The organism is Planktothrix prolifica NIVA-CYA 540 (assembly GCF_963864145.1).
Taxonomy (GTDB): Bacteria; Cyanobacteriota; Cyanobacteriia; order Cyanobacteriales; family Microcoleaceae; genus Planktothrix; species Planktothrix agardhii.
Window position 1 is genome coordinate 2,469,094 of record NZ_CAWLTW010000001.1, and the last position, 16,487, is coordinate 2,485,580.

General features: G+C 39.6%; 14 protein-coding genes and 2 pseudogenes. 9 read left to right on the plus strand and 7 right to left on the minus strand.

The genetic code is table 11. The annotated features are described in order from the left end of the window. The first annotated feature begins 273 nt into the window (after positions 1-273). Positions 274-2,166, plus strand: a complete 1,893-nt coding sequence (locus AC559H_RS11245) for an ArsA family ATPase (RefSeq protein WP_193372517.1) — start codon at positions 274-276, stop codon at positions 2,164-2,166. Positions 2,167-2,171: 5 nt separating this feature from the next. After that, positions 2,172-2,684, plus strand: a complete 513-nt coding sequence (locus tag AC559H_RS11250) for a hypothetical protein (RefSeq protein ID WP_026788741.1) — start codon at positions 2,172-2,174, stop codon at positions 2,682-2,684. Positions 2,685-2,727: 43 nt separating this feature from the next. Here the strand turns inward: AC559H_RS11250 and AC559H_RS11255 are convergent, their stop codons facing one another. Continuing rightward, complete coding sequence (locus tag AC559H_RS11255; RefSeq protein ID WP_026788740.1) at positions 2,728-3,762, minus strand: phosphotransferase; 1,035 nt, start codon at positions 3,760-3,762, stop codon at positions 2,728-2,730. Positions 3,763-4,326: 564 nt separating this feature from the next. Beyond that, positions 4,327-4,473: pseudogene (locus AC559H_RS11260) on the minus strand (phosphohydrolase); the annotation flags it as partial. 98 nt (positions 4,474-4,571) lie between these two features. Here AC559H_RS11260 and AC559H_RS11265 point away from each other — a divergent pair. Further along, a complete protein-coding gene (locus tag AC559H_RS11265) occupies positions 4,572-6,353 on the plus strand; it encodes an FAD-dependent thymidylate synthase (RefSeq protein ID WP_026788738.1) in 1,782 nt (593 codons plus the stop codon). 327 nt (positions 6,354-6,680) lie between these two features. On the opposite strand, the pseudogene AC559H_RS11270 reads toward AC559H_RS11265, so the two are convergent. Next, positions 6,681-7,401, minus strand: a pseudogene (locus tag AC559H_RS11270) (ISAs1 family transposase). Between the two features lie 142 nt (positions 7,402-7,543). Here AC559H_RS11270 and dut point away from each other — a divergent pair. The 4 genes from dut to rph are packed head-to-tail and all read left to right on the plus strand — an operon-like array spanning position 7,544 to position 9,966. Beyond that, positions 7,544-7,990 (plus strand): dUTP diphosphatase, encoded by a 447-nt coding sequence (dut, locus tag AC559H_RS11275; RefSeq protein ID WP_026795799.1) that lies wholly within the window; start codon positions 7,544-7,546, stop codon positions 7,988-7,990. A gap of 19 nt (positions 7,991-8,009) precedes the next feature. After that, complete coding sequence (locus AC559H_RS11280) at positions 8,010-8,576, plus strand: deoxycytidylate deaminase (protein WP_026788736.1); 567 nt, start codon at positions 8,010-8,012, stop codon at positions 8,574-8,576. A gap of 51 nt (positions 8,577-8,627) precedes the next feature. Beyond that, complete coding sequence (locus AC559H_RS11285; protein ID WP_026788735.1) at positions 8,628-9,176, plus strand: adenylate kinase; 549 nt, start codon at positions 8,628-8,630, stop codon at positions 9,174-9,176. Between the two features lie 43 nt (positions 9,177-9,219). Then, positions 9,220-9,966, plus strand: a complete 747-nt coding sequence (gene rph / locus AC559H_RS11290) for a ribonuclease PH (RefSeq protein WP_026795798.1) — start codon at positions 9,220-9,222, stop codon at positions 9,964-9,966. A gap of 123 nt (positions 9,967-10,089) precedes the next feature. Here rph and fcmC read toward each other — a convergent pair whose 3' ends face one another. Together fcmC and fcmB are read right to left on the minus strand one after the other, a co-directional pair. Next, positions 10,090-10,656 carry a filament morphology membrane protein FcmC gene (gene fcmC / locus AC559H_RS11295; protein ID WP_026795797.1) on the minus strand — a complete coding sequence of 189 codons (567 nt, stop codon included), beginning with the start codon at positions 10,654-10,656 and terminating at the stop codon, positions 10,090-10,092. A gap of 182 nt (positions 10,657-10,838) precedes the next feature. After that, complete coding sequence (gene fcmB, locus AC559H_RS11300) at positions 10,839-11,951, minus strand: filament morphology actin-like protein FcmB (protein WP_026795796.1); 1,113 nt, start codon at positions 11,949-11,951, stop codon at positions 10,839-10,841. Between the two features lie 440 nt (positions 11,952-12,391). Here fcmB and ftsH2 point away from each other — a divergent pair, with 440 nt between their 5' ends. Continuing rightward, positions 12,392-14,275: an ATP-dependent zinc metalloprotease FtsH2 gene (ftsH2, locus tag AC559H_RS11305; RefSeq protein ID WP_026788731.1), complete on the plus strand. Its 1,884-nt coding sequence runs from the start codon at positions 12,392-12,394 to the stop codon at positions 14,273-14,275. A 184-nt stretch (positions 14,276-14,459) separates the two neighbouring features. Here the strand turns inward: ftsH2 and AC559H_RS11310 are convergent, their stop codons facing one another. Together AC559H_RS11310 and AC559H_RS11315 are read right to left on the minus strand one after the other, a co-directional pair. Beyond that, positions 14,460-14,732 carry a type II toxin-antitoxin system RelE family toxin gene (locus AC559H_RS11310; RefSeq protein ID WP_026795795.1) on the minus strand — a complete coding sequence of 91 codons (273 nt, stop codon included), beginning with the start codon at positions 14,730-14,732 and terminating at the stop codon, positions 14,460-14,462. Then, on the minus strand, positions 14,729-14,932 hold the full coding sequence (locus AC559H_RS11315) for a RelB antitoxin-like protein (RefSeq protein ID WP_026795794.1): 204 nt from the start codon (positions 14,930-14,932) through the stop codon (positions 14,729-14,731). The genes AC559H_RS11310 and AC559H_RS11315 overlap by 4 nt, the downstream gene beginning before the upstream one ends. Before the next feature lie 240 nt (positions 14,933-15,172). Here AC559H_RS11315 and AC559H_RS11320 point away from each other — a divergent pair, with 240 nt between their 5' ends. Continuing rightward, complete coding sequence (locus AC559H_RS11320) at positions 15,173-16,483, plus strand: aminopeptidase P N-terminal domain-containing protein (RefSeq protein ID WP_026795793.1); 1,311 nt, start codon at positions 15,173-15,175, stop codon at positions 16,481-16,483. Positions 16,484-16,487 lie beyond the last annotated feature (4 nt).

Consider the following 16,487-nt stretch of genomic DNA (forward strand, 5'->3'; position numbering starts at 1 on the left):
GGACTTTCTGCTAAGATGGTTGGGGGAGTCTCAAGTGTCTGGTCTGTCTAGTCAACCCTTCAACCTGTTGTTATGGGAGATCGGGGGCGGGACTTTCTGCAAGGGGTATAACACTTTGGCAACTGACACAAGGGCTGAAGATTTAAAATCAACTACTCCATTCTATTCCAAGGGTTTCAAGGCTTAAATCTTTTTAGGTCGATGGGTTTGGGACTTTTGGTAGAGTGCTACAATATCAACATAGCAAATTCTGGTTAATTTATCATAAATTTGATGTTTAATTCTAATACTCTTAGTCTAGCTTTATTGAGTGGAAAAGGGGGTGTGGGAAAGACCACCCTTTCCTGTGGGTTTGCCCTCAATTGGGCGAAACAGTTTCCCAATGAACAAATTTTACTGATTTCTACTGATCCCGCCCATTCCTTGGGGGATGTCTTACAAATTCCCGTGACTGATGAAGCTGAATTTATTAAAAATTTCCCTAATTTAAAAGTTAGAGCTATAGAATCAGAAACCTTATTAACAGCGTTTAAAACTCGCTATGGTGCGGTTTTAGAATTATTAGTAGAACGGGGTAGTTTTGTGGAAGGGGAAGATTTAACCCCGGTTTGGGATTTAGACTGGCCGGGAATTGATGAATTAATGGGATTATTAGAAATTCAACGGTTATTTCATGACCAAGTTGTGGATCGAGTAGTGGTCGATATGGCTCCCAGTGGTCATGCGTTAAACCTCTTAGAATTAATGGATTTTTTGGATAGTTTATTAGCATCTTTAACCCTATTTCAAGAAAAACACCGCACCATTAGTCAATCTTTTACCGGACGTTATCAATCAGATCAAGCGGATGTTTTTTTAGAAGAAATGCAGGAAGAACTAGCTTCTGGAAGATCTCGACTTCAAGATCAAGAAAAAACCGCTTGTTTTGTGGTAGCTATTCCTGAACCCATGAGTTGGTTAGAAACCCAACGTTTTTTAGAGGCTCTCCAAGGTTTAAATATTCCCGTTGGGGGTTTATTAATTAATCATATTGTTTCCCAAAGTCAAAATTTAGATCGGCATCAGGAACAGCAGAAACTTCTCAAACAATTTCAGGATATTTCAGGAAATAATCCTATTTTTACTATTCCCGAACTTTCAACAGAACCCTTGGGAACTTCAGCCTTAGAAACCCTATTTTCCCAACTTCAACCTTTAATAATATCGGCAGATTTAGAGGAGCAAACTTTTATTCCTTCTCAACCCTTAGAATTTTCTACCTCCCAAGCCAAATTGAGTGATTTTATCGAAGAAAATAGACGATTAATTATTGTTGGTGGCAAAGGTGGTGTGGGTAAAACAACTGTTGCCGCTGCTATAGGTTGGGAAATAGCTAGGCGTTATTCTGAGAAAAAAATTCAGATGGTTTCTATTGATCCAGCCCATTCTTTAGGAGATGCTTTTGGGTTAAAATTAAGCCATGAAGCTATGGCAATTACTCCTAATTTATTCGGTCAAGAAATAGACGCTGATCAGGTTTTAAATCAGTTTAGAGAAGACTATCTTTGGGAACTGGCAGAAATGATGAGTGGCGAAAAAGATGATCCTAATGCTATGCTAAAATTAGCTTATGGCCCAGAGGCTTGGCGGCGAATTGTGTCCCAATCCTTACCTGGAATTGATGAAATGTTATCCTTAGTAGAAGTGATGGATTTATTAGAAAGTCATGAACTGGATTTAATTATTTTAGATACGGCTCCTACGGGTCATTTATTACGATTTTTAGAAATGCCAACGGCGATGAGTGAATGGTTAGCGTGGATTTTTAAACTGTGGATTAAATATCAGAATGTGTTAGGAAGAACTGAATTTATGGGACGTTTAAGGAATTTACGTCAACGGGTTGTTAAAGCTCAGAAAAAACTGCAAGATCCTAATTATACTGAATTTATTGGTGTGATTCAAGGACAAGTTGCGATTGTAGCAGAAGCAAAAAGGTTAACGGAATCTTTAATAGAAAAGGGTATTAATCAACGCTATATTGTGCAGAATCGGTTTGAAATAGGACAGGAATTAGTAACTGATCAATTTCCCGATCAAACCTTAATTATTTTACCAAATCTTTCCCGTTCTGTTGAACCGATTGTTAGAATCAAAGAAGCAGCTAAAATCCTATTTAATGATTAAATTCCATGCAAAACCATCTAAAATTTATCCTGAGTTTTCTCATATTAGCAAGTGGAATAATAGGTTTAATTCCGAGTTATAATTATCTCCATATTCCCTTTAAAACTTCTGCGAGTATGGCTATTCCTTTACCAGAAAAAGAACTTGGTTTAGGACAATTCCGTTTAGGAGATGTAGCGTCAAAATTAGATATTTTAGGAACACCGCTTCAAATTCGCAAATATCCTCCTGGGAACTATAAAACCTATCGCCAACTGGTCTATCCTAATTTAATTGTGGGAGTGGGAGACGAAACAATTGCGGTTTTAACCACTACCGATCCCAATTTAGCAACTCCTGATCAGGTTCGTGTTGGGGATTCTCTCCAGCGAATATTAGAGGTTTATGGAGAAAAAGAACCTTATATTGATGGAGAAAACCAATTTCTAGGATATTCATTTTCTGGAGGAAGATATCTTACCTTTAAATTAAACAGCGATCGCATTATTGAAATAAGTTGTGGATTTCTCCCCGACTAATAGTAAACTAATTTTCTGTTCCCCATTACCCATTACCCATTCTTTATTGCCAGTCTGGAGAATGTAAGCGTTTTAACTGTTCTAAATGTCGAGTAAAATAGCAAGTATCTAAACGGCTATAATTAAAATGTTCAGCGTTAATAATACTAATCGCCCAAGCCCAGATATGGGCCGTTTCAGTTAACTCTTGAATCAGGCTTTTTTCTAGTTCTATTAAGGGGTTAATTTCTTCATAACCGAGTATAAAAGCCTCACGAACTTTTTTACTGAGTCCTGACTGTAACGATACTTGTAAAAACTTAGCAATATCAAAAGAGCGCCACCCATATCCACATTGATCAAAGTCAAATAGGGTAATTTGTTCATCGGTGGTGAAATGAGTATTTCCACTATGGGGATCACCCCAACAAATCCCCCATAAGGGAGGAATTTTAGGTAATTTTTGTAATTGAGTTTTCAGTTGAAATACAACTTCTACTAAGTAGTTTAAATCCTTGGGTCGATTTTTTAAATAGGGTGTGATCGCCACTAATGAACTCTCTAATAAATAATCTAAGGTTAAAGGTTGACGTTGAACAGATGGTCTAAAATTTAAAGAAACTTGATGAATTTTAGCAACGGTTTCACCTAATTTTAAACTTTGGCTAACATTCAAATCTCCGATCGCAATTTGACCCGGAGCATTGACAAATAACACCGCATATCGTTTTCCTTCAGGAGCATTAATTTCAAAAAATAATTGTCCATTTTTTGTCCTGATCGGATAAGCAACGGGAAGTTGATATTCATGCAAAAAATCCAGCAATTCTACCTCAAAATTAATTTCATCTTGACAGCGCCAATGTTGATGGGAAATTCTCAAAAAATAGCGCGTAGTTTGAGTTTTTACCGAATAAACATCACTTAATCCTCGATGCCAAAATTTACATTTTTCGACGGTATCAATCGGATAGTGATTTAAAATTTGAGTGATTAATGCTCTGACATCTAGGGTTGAGCAACTAATCGGAAAAATATCGTACTGATTATTAATTCCAGACTCATTCTGCTTAAGAGTAGGTTGGTTTAAAAGCATCATATTAGTTTTAGGGTGATGGGGAATTTTCCTGATCTGTAGGATAGAGGATGAGGATGAGGATGAGGATGAGGATTAAACAACCCAATGGTTAACGATTCCGCTTTCCCCACCGGACAACCTACGGCTTGGATAGACTAGAGATTTGTTATTCAGTATGATTCAAAATCAGGAAAATAAAATATTTTTTATTCAGAGTTTAAAAATTTTTACTAATTTAATAAAAGTCAATATTAGTTAAACTTTCTTTACTGATTTATCGGTTTAAATTGCTTATTTTTTGAGTCTAGGAAGTATGTTTATAAGCTAATCTAAAAATCATAGTTTGTCAAGAATTTCAGTTCATTTAGATACAAAATTAAAGGTTTGGTGATGCGTGCAGTTTCGCCTTACGCACCTCACAAATAGTTTAGGGATAGAGAGTCTGACCCGTTGCGGAATCAAAAATTAAGATCTGGTTAAAATCTAGTTTGACCGTTAGGCGATCGCCTGGATGAATCCGATGGTGAATGGGGACTTGAAATTGAATAGAATATTGATCGGTTTGGGGATCACCAATTTGTTGAATTTTTCCTTGTTAGCACCATATTCTAAGGTAATACTGGCAACTCCCAATAGATGGGCAATATAGGGAACTCCCGAACCCTTACGAATTTGCTTGGCGTGGAGTTCGGTGGCGTAAACCAAGGCGGCGGTAAATTTGTCTGAAAGCATAATTAATAAGAATCCTGTTATTAATCTTAAAATATATCAAATTGATCCATTTAGTGCTTTAATATTAGATGCTTAAACTATTAAAGATTTAATCATAAATGGATCGATTTCGTGTAGAAGTTATTGCTAAAACTCCTTTTCCTCAGCAAGTTATTTATGCTGCCATGCACCAAGATTATAGCGATCAGTTTGTTGTCGCGGAACGAGAATCTTGGCCGTCTGAAGAAAAAGCTGGGGAGGTTATTGTCAAGCGTTTATTAGCGGGGGAAAGGGGACATTATGGGCCCTTAGAACACTGTCAAATTGTCTTGGGTTGTGGTTATTTTCCCCATAGTGTTATGCAGCAAGCTAGAACTCATCGGATCGGCATCAGTTTTGATGTTCAGTGTCTTTCGGCAGAGGTTGTTATTACTTTTGTCAATATTGACGGTGAAAGTTCTAAAAAATTAAAAAAGACGATTGGTGAACTTTATGATCTCTGGCATCATGGAGAGCAAGCAATTCGAGAACGTAAGATCAAGGGTAGAAATGATGAACCCCCAGGTTTCTATCGACGGGATTGTAAAAACCGGATTAAAAAAATGCGGGTTCGTAGCTTAAATGAAGATAATAATACCTTTACTTATAATCATATTGAGGATATCATTTTTAATGGGTTTAATCCCGTTTATCAAGTCACCCTTGCCGATGGCAAACAGTTGAAATGTACTCAAAACCATAAAATATTAACCCCTTATGGTTGGCGGATTTTAGCTCAACTTGGGGTTGGTTCTGAGGTGCTTGTTAATGGTCAACCGTTAAAAAATGCAGATCAGACTTATCAAAATAAAGAATGGTTAGAGTCAAAGTTTTCTGAAGGACTGACTCCGAAAGAAGTCGCGGCTCTGGTTGGATGTTCGGTGGAAACTGTCAAAAAATGGGCTTACTATTATGAGTTAACCTGGCAGAAAAAACAATGGAACCAAGGGTTAAAATATAAGATTAATATTTCTGAAGAAGAACGAGAACGGAGGGCAAATCATGGGAGATCAATTACAGCGCAAAGGGTTGAAAATGGTACAATTCTAAAGGGAGAAGATCATCCGTCTTGGAAACCTGATTTACCTGTGGAAAAGCGGGTTTATCATTGGCTTAAATCTAACCGTCAGCGAATTCTTGAAGAAAAGGGTGAAAAATGCGCTCGATGTGGAGGAACAAGAAGGCTTTCTATCCATCATATTTTAGAAGTTTCCCAGCATCCAGAACTAGCTTTTGATCAAACTAACTTAGAAGTTCTGTGTTCGCCTTGTCATACCAGACATCATAAACAGGATCAGAAAAATCCGTTATGCGCTCATCCCGTTAAAATTGTTTCCATTGAATATGTTGGAATAGAGCCAACTTATGATTTAGTCATGGCTGCTCCTCATCATAATTTTGTTGCTAATGGGGTGGTTGTTCACAACTCTTACCGCTATACTTCGGGGAAAGTATTAGCAATAGCTGAGGGTAAAGGTAATATTGAAGATGCGTTTTATTTAAGACCTGTGGGAAATTATAGCGATCGCCAAGGCAAAAAATACTACTATTCTCCTGAACAACGTCAACAGGATTTAAACTGGTGTTTAGAAGCCGCAAAACGCTATAAAATTGATATTGATAATGGAATGTCCGAAGAACACGCCAGGGGCAAAGTTCCCTTTGATTATCGTCAACATTTTGTGGTTAGTTTTACCTTGAGGGCGTTATTACATTTTCTGGATTTACGGTTTAAAAAAGATGCCCAGTTAGAAATTCAAAAACTCTGTGATTTAATTTGGCCTCATGTTGAAGAATGGGTTCCAGAAATTGCTAAATGGTATGAACATACTCGACTCGGAAAAGCTCGACTAGCACCGTAATTCAGTCATCAGTCATCAGTTATCAGTTATCAGTCATCAGTCATCAGTCATCAGTCATCAGTCATCAGTTATTCCCTATTCCCTGTTCCCTCCCCCCCTAGCCCCCGTGCACGGCAGGGCTGTTTCATTTTCCAAAATTGGGGACTCAATTTAACTCCCCAATTTTTGCCTCATTCGGCGAAAAAACCGAGTAATTCTAACTGAATTATCAGGAATATTGCTCAAGGTATCATCTTTCTGATTTTTAAGCAAAAAAAACTTCTCTATATCTTTACCATAGAGGATTTATATCTATTTTATTTGGATTTTTGCCGCTGATTTACTCGATTATCTTGAGGATTTCAGGGGAAACAGTTCCGAGATAATAAAAATTTTGTGCCAGTGATCAGTTAACCACCGTTGTCCTTCTGTTATTGATACAAAACCCCAACTTCTGAAAAGATTGATCACCAGAGTTTTTAGAGTTGAGAAGTTGGTAGCCGCTTGAAAGTTACGGATTCGGCTTTTATCTTCTTGAAAAATTACATCTTTTACCCAATGGCATTGATTCTCAATCCCCCAATGTCCTTTAATAATTTGAGCTAAGGTTTTCGCCTCGTTGACTGCACTACTGATATAATATACTTTTTCTTTGTAGGGTTTTTTCCCTCTGTTGCCACTTCTTTCTATCTGAATCACAATTTTCAGATGTTTCCAGCCTTTGTGAAAGTTGCTATTCACTTGATAAACCGAAACTTTTTTGTTCTCCAACTTTTTCAGGTTTAATACACATCTCATTAAATATCTCGATTAAATTTGACCAATCTACTCCTTCTATTACTCTTCTTATTGTTGAGTATGATGGCGGTTTTTCTAGCTGAATTTTTAAAACTTGACTGAGTTCTTTTTGATTGATTTTAGCAAAATTTTCGATTTCTCTGTACCCTAAATTTCTCGACATTAGCCCCAAAATGACTATTAATAATACTACCCAAATCGGATGCCTTATTCCTTGGGCTTTCCGGTAATCCTTGACTTTTTTCAGTTTTTCTATTAGAGTTGTTAGCATCTTTATTTTTGTAAAAAACTAGCGGTCGCTCTTGATTTTATCAGGTAGCGATCGCTCTTTCTTTACTCTTTTCCACCCGACTTTGAAACAGCCCTGCCGTGCACGGGGGGCTAGGGGGGGCTGTTCCCTATTCCCTTTAAATATGAAATTAAACATTTTAAAACTGAATGAAGCCGCAATTTTACCTCAATATGCTCATATTGGGGATGCGGGATTGGATTTATTTGCGATCGCTAATACCACTATTTCTCCAGGAGAAAGTCAATTAATTCCCACCGGAATTGCAATTGAATTACCCCCAGGAACAGAAGCCCAAATTAGACCTAGAAGTGGTTTAGCCTTAAAACATCAAATCACAGTTCTGAATGCCCCCGGAACTATTGATGCCGGATATCGGGGAGAAATCGGAGTAATTTTGATTAATCATGGCAAAACATCCTTTAATATTACAAAAGGCATGAAAATTGCTCAAATGGTGATCGCCCCGGTTTTGCGGGTAGAGATTCAAGAAGTTCAACAGTTAAGTGATACCAAAAGAAGCGATAATGGATTTGGGTCTACGGGATTAATCTCCACAAAACCCCACTAATTTCTATTATTTTATTAGCATGGAAGACTTACCAGAAAACTATAAACCGCCCCTGCGACCGACTTGGGATGAGTATTTTATGATGATGGCTAAATTGGTGGCTACGCGCTCCACCTGTTTAGTCTTTCCCGTGGGTGCAGTAATTGTTAAAGACCGACAAATGTTGGCTACGGGTTATAATGGATCGCCCTCTGGTTCCATTCACTGTACCACCCAAGGCTATTGTTATCCGGGGTTAAGCACCTGTGATGCCAGTTCGGTGTTACCTTCCCGGGCGGTTCACGCAGAAGCAAATGCGATCGCACAGGCGGCAAAACATGGAATTTGTTGTAATGGGGGAAGTATTTATGTTACCTTAGAACCTTGTATTTCCTGTTTAAAATTAATTATTTCTACAGGAATTAAGGAAGTCTTTTATGAGACTGTTTTTAATTCTGGAGACAAGGCGATGGTAAGAGATTTATATATTAATGATGGCTTAGTCACCTTAAAACAGATACATCTTTCTGAAGAAATTACTCAAAAAGGGGCATCATTTTTATTAAATCCGACATCGGTTTTGGGAATGGTTAAAGGAGGAAATTAAATCATGGATTTAAAAAATGGTTAAATTTGAACATCGGAGGAGCTAAATATTGTGAGACTGGTGATTCTAGGTGGCCCAGGAGCAGGAAAGGGAACTCAAGCCAAACTGTTATGTAGTGATTTGGGTATTCCTTGCTTAGATATGGGTCAGATTTTGAGACAAAGGATCATTTCTGATACGGAATTGGGTCAACAAGCTAAACCCTATGTAGAAAAAGGCGAGTTAGTCCCAGACGAAATTATGATTCAATTTGTCCGTCAACAATTGTTAGAACCTGCGGTGGCGAAGGGTTGGCTTTTAGACGGTTATCCCCGTACCTCATTTCAGGCGGAAGAATTGGATTTTTTATTAGAAGATTTAGAACAACAGTTAAATTGGGCGATTTATTTTAATGTACCAGAAATGGTATTAAAAAGGCGTTCTTTAGAGCGTTCAAGGGCTGATGATCAACTGGGAATTATTGAACGTCGTATTGAGTTATTTTATCAACGTACAGTTCCCATTTTAGAATATTATGAACTCACCAATCGTCTTTTAGATATTAATGGGGAGCAATCTCCAGAACAAATTTATCAAGAGATTTGTCAACGTCTCAATTAATATAATACAGCCCTAAAGGGCTGACTACAATTACTTTTAATTAATTATGTGGAAACGTCCTGATCATAGAGAACCAAATCAACTTCGTCCTGTGAGTTTTGAACGGAATTTTACTCGTTTTTCCCCGGGTTCTGTGTTAGCAAAAAGTGGGGATACAAAAGTCTTATGTACCGTTAGTATTGAGCCGGGAGTGCCTAAATTTTTACAGCATACAGGACAGGGATGGTTAACCGCAGAATATCGAATGTTACCTGGGGCAACACCCCAACGTCAACCGAGAGAATTGTTAAAATTATCAGGAAGAACTCAAGAAATTCAACGATTAATTGGACGTAGTTTAAGGGCTGCGGTGGATTTAAAAGCATTAGGAGAATTTACCATTACGGTTGATACCGATGTAATTCAAGCGGATGCAGGAACGCGAACTACGGCTATTACCGGGGGGTTTGTGGCGCTAGTTGATGCCTTAAATACATTAGTTGAAAAAGGACAACTGCAACAATTACCCATCTGTCATCAAATTGCTGCGATTTCTGTGGGACTATTAGAAGGAGAACCCTATTTAGATTTGAATTATCCCGAAGATGTGGCCGCCGATATTGATTTTAATTTGGTAATGACCGAAGAATTAGAAATTATTGAAATCCAAGGTACGGCGGAATCTGGTAGTTTTAATCGAGAAAAACTCAATAAAATTTTGGATTTTGCTGAACTAGGAATTAAAGAATTATTAGAGGCTCAACGCCAAATATTAGGAGAGTTTATTCTCCTAAAAAGTGGGGAATCATAAATAATAAAAAGTACATTCTTTTTTTCTATTACCCATTACCTATTACCTATTACCCATTACCTATTACCTATTACCTATTCCCTATTCCCTGTTCCCTGTTCCCTATTCCCTATTCCCTATTCCCTAAAAATCATCTAATAAAGAACCTAAACGTTTAAGTAAAGGATCAACTTCTGCCATCGCTTCTTGGGAAACGGGTTCTGGTTCTGGTTGGGGAGGTTTTGACTCCATGATGATCACAGGTTGAGATTTAACCGTTTCTAAACCTGTGGCAATTTCAGTTAATTTTTGGTTAATTGATGTTTGTAATTGCGTCACTTGTTGGGTTAATTGATGGAATTGAGTCTCCAATTTTTCTATCTTAGTTCCATCGTCAGCTAGTACCTTTTTTTCTAAATCTGTTAATTTATTTTTAATTTCGAATAACCGTTCTTCAAGGGGCTGTAAATTCGGTAAAACAGGTAAAACTTGAGGTGAATTAGGGTTAGGAGTCTCCGACGCTGGTGGTGGGGATGTGGGTTCGGATTTAGATAATAATAGGAATTGCCACAGAGCTTGTTTACAAAGATTGCTAAACGTTTGATACTTTGCCTGGGATAATTCCTGTTCAATGGCATCTAATAATGTCTGATCTGCGGCATCTTCCGTGAATGTTACCGACTGAGTTTGTTTGCGATTTGGCCACAGCATAATATAAATCCAGACCTACAGTTATCCCATTATTGAGTTTGGAGCCTGGAAAATTTTGATCCAAACAATAATTAACCAGAATCACCCTTTGTTAGTGTATCAGAATCGGGATGCCCCAGAACCAAAATTAAACCCGCCCTTGCCCAGTGAAACTGAGTTCAGGACGGGTTGAACTCACAAAATTAACGTCGGGCTAACTGAGCTTCACCGTAGACATACTGTCCTAAAGCATTAGCTTTACGCGAAGGTTGAACTAAATGGGCTCTCAGACCTGCGTTTTTGAGCAGAGGTTGTAGATCTTCCCAGAAAAATTCGCCACCGCCCCCGGTCACGACCACATCCGTTACCCGTTCAGGTAACCATCGAACAACGCGATCGGATAAATCCCGGGCAAAATTTTTCCGTAATTCCGGCACAATATCATCTAAGTTAAAAGGTTTAACGGCTCCACGAGGACGATATAACCGTTCTCCGGCGGGTTTATGAACAGCTTCAAGTAAGTATAGAGACTGACTATCGGCGCCTTCAATTTTACTCGCCACTTCTTCATAGAATTTACCCATAGCAAAGGTGTCACTTTGGGAAACCCCCCTGGCAAAACGGAAGCGATCAACAGTTAAGAAATCGGTGGTTTGATGACCGACATCCACAATCGCCACAGAGAGATCAGCAAAATTGGGAACTCCTTGGCCGCCTTGAGCTTCCAGCCAAATCAAGCTGCCATAGCCTTCAGGCATGATCCGAACCGTAGTCACATTAACGGAGATCTTTTCGCCCCGATAGAGCATATCATGGCCACCACTGAGTAAACGAGTGATATGTTCTTTCTCTTGCTCAAATTGTGATTGAGAATAGAAAGGCAGTCCCAGAACAACATCAATGTCGCCTTGTAACTTGAAGTAGCCGATACAAGCAAAAAGTTTAATTAAAGCATCATCAACTTTAGAAGGGGAATCGGAACCATCTTTGAACAAACTGGCTCCAAAGTCAGCCGCGAGTTGACCCACGGCATAACCCATGCCCTGATATTCCACCCAAATATCCAGAAGCGGATCGGTATTTTTCGACTCAAAGCCACCGCCTCTAGCGGTATCCACCGTCAGTGCTTTGATATTGGAAGGAATAAAAACGACTTCATTCGGGTTACGACTGGTGGAAGCCTTTGTCGATGTCCGTCCTAAATCAATACTTAAAATCGTTTTTTTGCCTGCTGTCGGCGTTTGCCGATTCAGCATTGCAGCCGCTGCGGCTGCGGCGACTGGTTGTCCGGGCTGTCTGTTACCACCTTCTTGCATCGGAATATGTTACCTCACGGAGATTCAAAATATATAATGCCTTATCTGTTGCCAATTTTACCTACTTTCAAGAAACCGACAACAAACAATCAGTAAAATCTGGGATTTTGGGTTCTCTTTGGAGAGAACTACAGCAGCAACCGAGTCTGCTAAACCCTGTAATCATTATAGCTACTGGGTTGTACTCAATTGAAAACCAAGTTAATGATCGAAAATAACAACTTTTGAGTTTTCTGATCAAATTGAGGTCTTACCGGAAGTCTTGTTGAAAACCGGATGGACGCACCCATTGTCTGATTCTATGGCATCCCTAGCTATTACCACAATTTTAAGGAAGTCAGTTGCCTGATACTGAAATATTACGTTAAATTTAGTTAAGATTATGAATAACAAAAAGCGATCGCAAATTCTATATTCCACACCATAGGGCAACGCAATTTATGAAAACATCCTGGAAAACCATACTGCTTTGGACTTTACCTGCCTTAGTCATCGGGTTTTTTGTCTGGCAAGGAGCTTTTGCCACAGCCCCCGCAGAATTCGGCAAAAACACCGCCAGCACCCGCATGAGCTATGGTCGTTTCTTAGACTATCTGAATGCGGGTCGTGTCACCAGTGTAGAACTCTATGATGGCGGACGCACGGCCATTGTCGATGCGGTCGATCCCCAACTCGATAACCGAGTTCAAAGACTGCGGGTGGACTTACCCAATAACGCCCCAGAATTGATCGCCCGGTTAAGAGAGTCCCAAATTAGTTTTGATACCCACCCCCCTCGCAATGATGGCGCCCTCTGGGGACTATTGGGAAATCTGATCTTCCCGATTTTATTAATTGCAGGTCTATTCTTCTTATTCCGTCGCTCCAATAACGTTCCCGGTGGCCCCGGTCAAGCCATGAACTTTGGCAAGTCCAAGGCTAAATTTCAAATGGACGCTAAAACCGGAGTTTTATTTGATGATGTGGCTGGGGTAGAAGAAGCCAAAGAAGAATTACAAGAAGTCGTTACTTTCCTGAAAAAACCCGAAAGGTTTACCGCAGTCGGGGCTAGAATTCCCAAAGGGGTATTATTAGTTGGCCCTCCAGGGACGGGTAAAACTTTATTAGCTAAAGCGATCGCCGGGGAAGCCGGAGTTCCCTTTTTCAGTATCTCCGGTTCGGAATTTGTGGAAATGTTTGTGGGTGTGGGCGCGTCCCGTGTCCGTGACCTATTCAAAAAAGCCAAAGAAACCGCCCCTTGTATCGTCTTTATTGATGAAATTGACGCCGTTGGTCGTCAACGGGGTGCAGGTATTGGCGGGGGAAATGACGAACGGGAACAAACCCTGAACCAATTATTAACGGAAATGGACGGGTTTGAGGGCAATACCGGAATTATTATTATTGCCGCCACTAACCGCCCTGATGTTCTCGACTCCGCTCTCTTACGTCCGGGTCGGTTTGACCGCCAAATTACCGTGGACGCGCCGGATATTAAGGGCCGTTTAGCGGTATTGGAAGTTCACGCCCGCAATAAGAAAATTTCCGAGGAAGTTTCCTTAGAAGCGATCGCCCGTCGGACGCCTGGGTTTACCGGGGCTGACTTAGCCAACCTGCTCAACGAAGCCGCAATTTTAACCGCCCGCCGTCGCAAAGAAGGCATGACCATGATCGAAATTGATGATGCGGTGGATCGGGTAATTGCCGGGATGGAAGGAACCCCCTTAATTGATGGCAAGAGCAAACGATTAATTGCTTACCACGAAGTCGGTCATGCGATCGTTGGAACCCTAATCAAAGAACATGATCCGGTGCAGAAAGTCACGTTAATTCCCCGGGGTCAAGCCCAGGGTTTAACTTGGTTTATGCCCGATGAAGATCAAGGCTTGATTTCCCGTTCCCAAATCCTAGCCCGGATTACTGGGGCCTTGGGCGGTCGGGCGGCTGAAGATATCATTTTTGGTGATTCGGAAGTTACAACGGGCGCTGGAGGCGATTTACAGCAGGTTGCGGGCATGGCACGGCAGATGGTAACTCGTTACGGAATGTCGGATTTGGGGCCATTGTCCTTAGAATCTCAACAGGAAGTTTTCTTAGGTCGGGACTTTGCCACTCGCACGGAATATTCTAATGAAATCGCCTCTCGCATTGATAGTCAAATTCGTACTATTGCCGAACATTGTTATCAGCGAGCCTGTCAAATTATTCAGGAAAACCGAGCAGTAATTGATCGGTTAGTGGATCTTTTGATTGAAAAAGAAAGCATCGACGGCGATGAATTTCGGCAAATTGTCGCCGAGTACACAGAAGTTCCTGAAAAAGAACGGTTTGCGGCTGTGATTTAATCTCAATTTCAGTCACAATTAACTTAAAATTAACGAGGGTAAAGCATAGCTTAACCCTTGTTTTTTATCACCCGTAGTAAGCCCTTCAGGGCTTTCTGCTTCTGAGGCGTGAACAATCTTGTAGTAAGCCCTTTAGGGCTTTCTGCTTCTGAGGCGTGAACGCCTCACTACGAAGTTTAGTTTTTTAGGGGGGAAAGTAACGATAAATATCCTTCCGGTGGAGAACTCTAGCAAAAGTAACAGTTTCGCCATCAAAATAAAAACCTATTCGATAGTCGCCAACCCTAAGCCGATAGGCATTGTCATCCCCTTTTAATTTTTTCAGGTTAATAATTGTCTGTAAATCGGTAATATTTGGTATTTCTTCAAAAGCGATCGCCTTGATTTGATCAAATACAGGTGTACTTTTCAGAGCTTTTAAATCCTTCATAAAACTGGGTAAATATTCGATATTCATTCTTTTTCCAGTTCTGTAAGTGCTTCCTGTAAACTTAACGGTTTTTCATGTTTGACTTCATCCATAGCGAGGAGAAGTCCGCGATCTTCGAGGGCGTCGAGAAGATATTGATAGTCAGTATAATTAAGTATGACTTGACTAATGTTACCTTCAGCATCAAAGAGCAATTCTTTAGCAAGTGGATAGTCTTCTATTTTCATGAATTTTTATGTTTAGATGATCAGCCGTTGTTGCACTTTAACACTCCCTAAGTGCCCAAGCGCAACGACTTTAGGAAAAACATCTCTACCATTATAATATGAATAAATTCCGGGAAAAAAGCTGGTAAGATATTGAACAAAATCTGTAGAGGCGGGTTTATTGAGATTATTGGTGGAGTGTCAAATATCCCGGTGAACCTGCCCCTACGGAATTATTATTGATTGAAAAGGAACAATAACATGATTACTCAAACAGAATATCGGCAACGACGGGAACAATTAATGGCAAATATTAAGCAGGGAACTGCCATTTTCAGAAGTGCGCCCATGGCAGTTATGCACAATGATGTGGAATATAATTTTCGCCAAGATAGTGATTTTTTCTATTTAACTGGGTTTAATGAAGCCAATGCCGTTGCTGTTTTTGCCCCTCACCATGAAGAACATAAATTTGTTTTATTTGTGCAACCGCAAGACCCAGTAAAAGAAACTTGGTCAGGGTATATTACGGGGGTAGAAAAAGCTAAAGAACTTTATGGGGCGGATGAGGTTTATCCTATTAATGAATTAGATGAAAAGTTACCCCAATATTTACAAAAAGCCGACCGGATTTATTATCGTTTAGGACGGGATGAAAAATTCAATGAAAAGATTTTAAAACATTGGCAAAAACTATTAAGAGTTTATCCCAAACATGGCACGGGGCCGATTGCTATTGAAGATGTTTGTAATATTTTACATCCCATCCGTTTAATTAAAAGTGAAACAGAATTAGAGTTAATGCGGAAAGCTATAGAAATTTCTGTGAAAGCTCATAACCATGCTAGGGAATTTGCTCAACCCGGACGTTATGAGTATGAAATTCAAGCAGAAATCGAACATATTTTTGGCTTAAATGGGGGAACAGTTGCCTATCCTTCGATTGTGGCATCGGGGAAAAATGCTTGTATTTTGCATTATGTGGAAAACAATTGTCAAATACAAAATAATGATTTACTATTAATTGATGCGGGATGTTGTTATCAATATTATAATGGAGATATCACCAGAACTTTTCCAGTTGGGGGTAAGTTTACACCAGAACAAAAAATTATTTATGAACTGGTTTTAGAAGCCCAATTAGCAGCCATTGAACAAGTTAAACCTGGAAATCCCTATAAAAATATTCACGATACTGCGGTGCGGGTATTGGTGGAAGGTTTAATGGATTTAGGGTTATTAGTTGGAGATATTGAGGAAATTATTAAGGAAGAAAAATATAAACCTTTTTATATGCACCGAACCGGACATTGGTTAGGTTTAGATGTCCATGATGTTGGGGTATATCAATGGGGTGAAAATCCTCAACCATTGCAACCAGGACAAATACTAACGGTCGAACCGGGTATCTATATTTCTCCTAATATTAAACCCGTTGAAGGACAACCGGAAATTCCCGAATGTTGGCACGGAATTGGGGTAAGAATTGAGGATGATGTCTTAGTAACTTCTGGGGGGTATGAAGTATTAAGTGCAGGAGTTCCTAAGTCTGTGGAAGCGATGGAAAGATAATTCA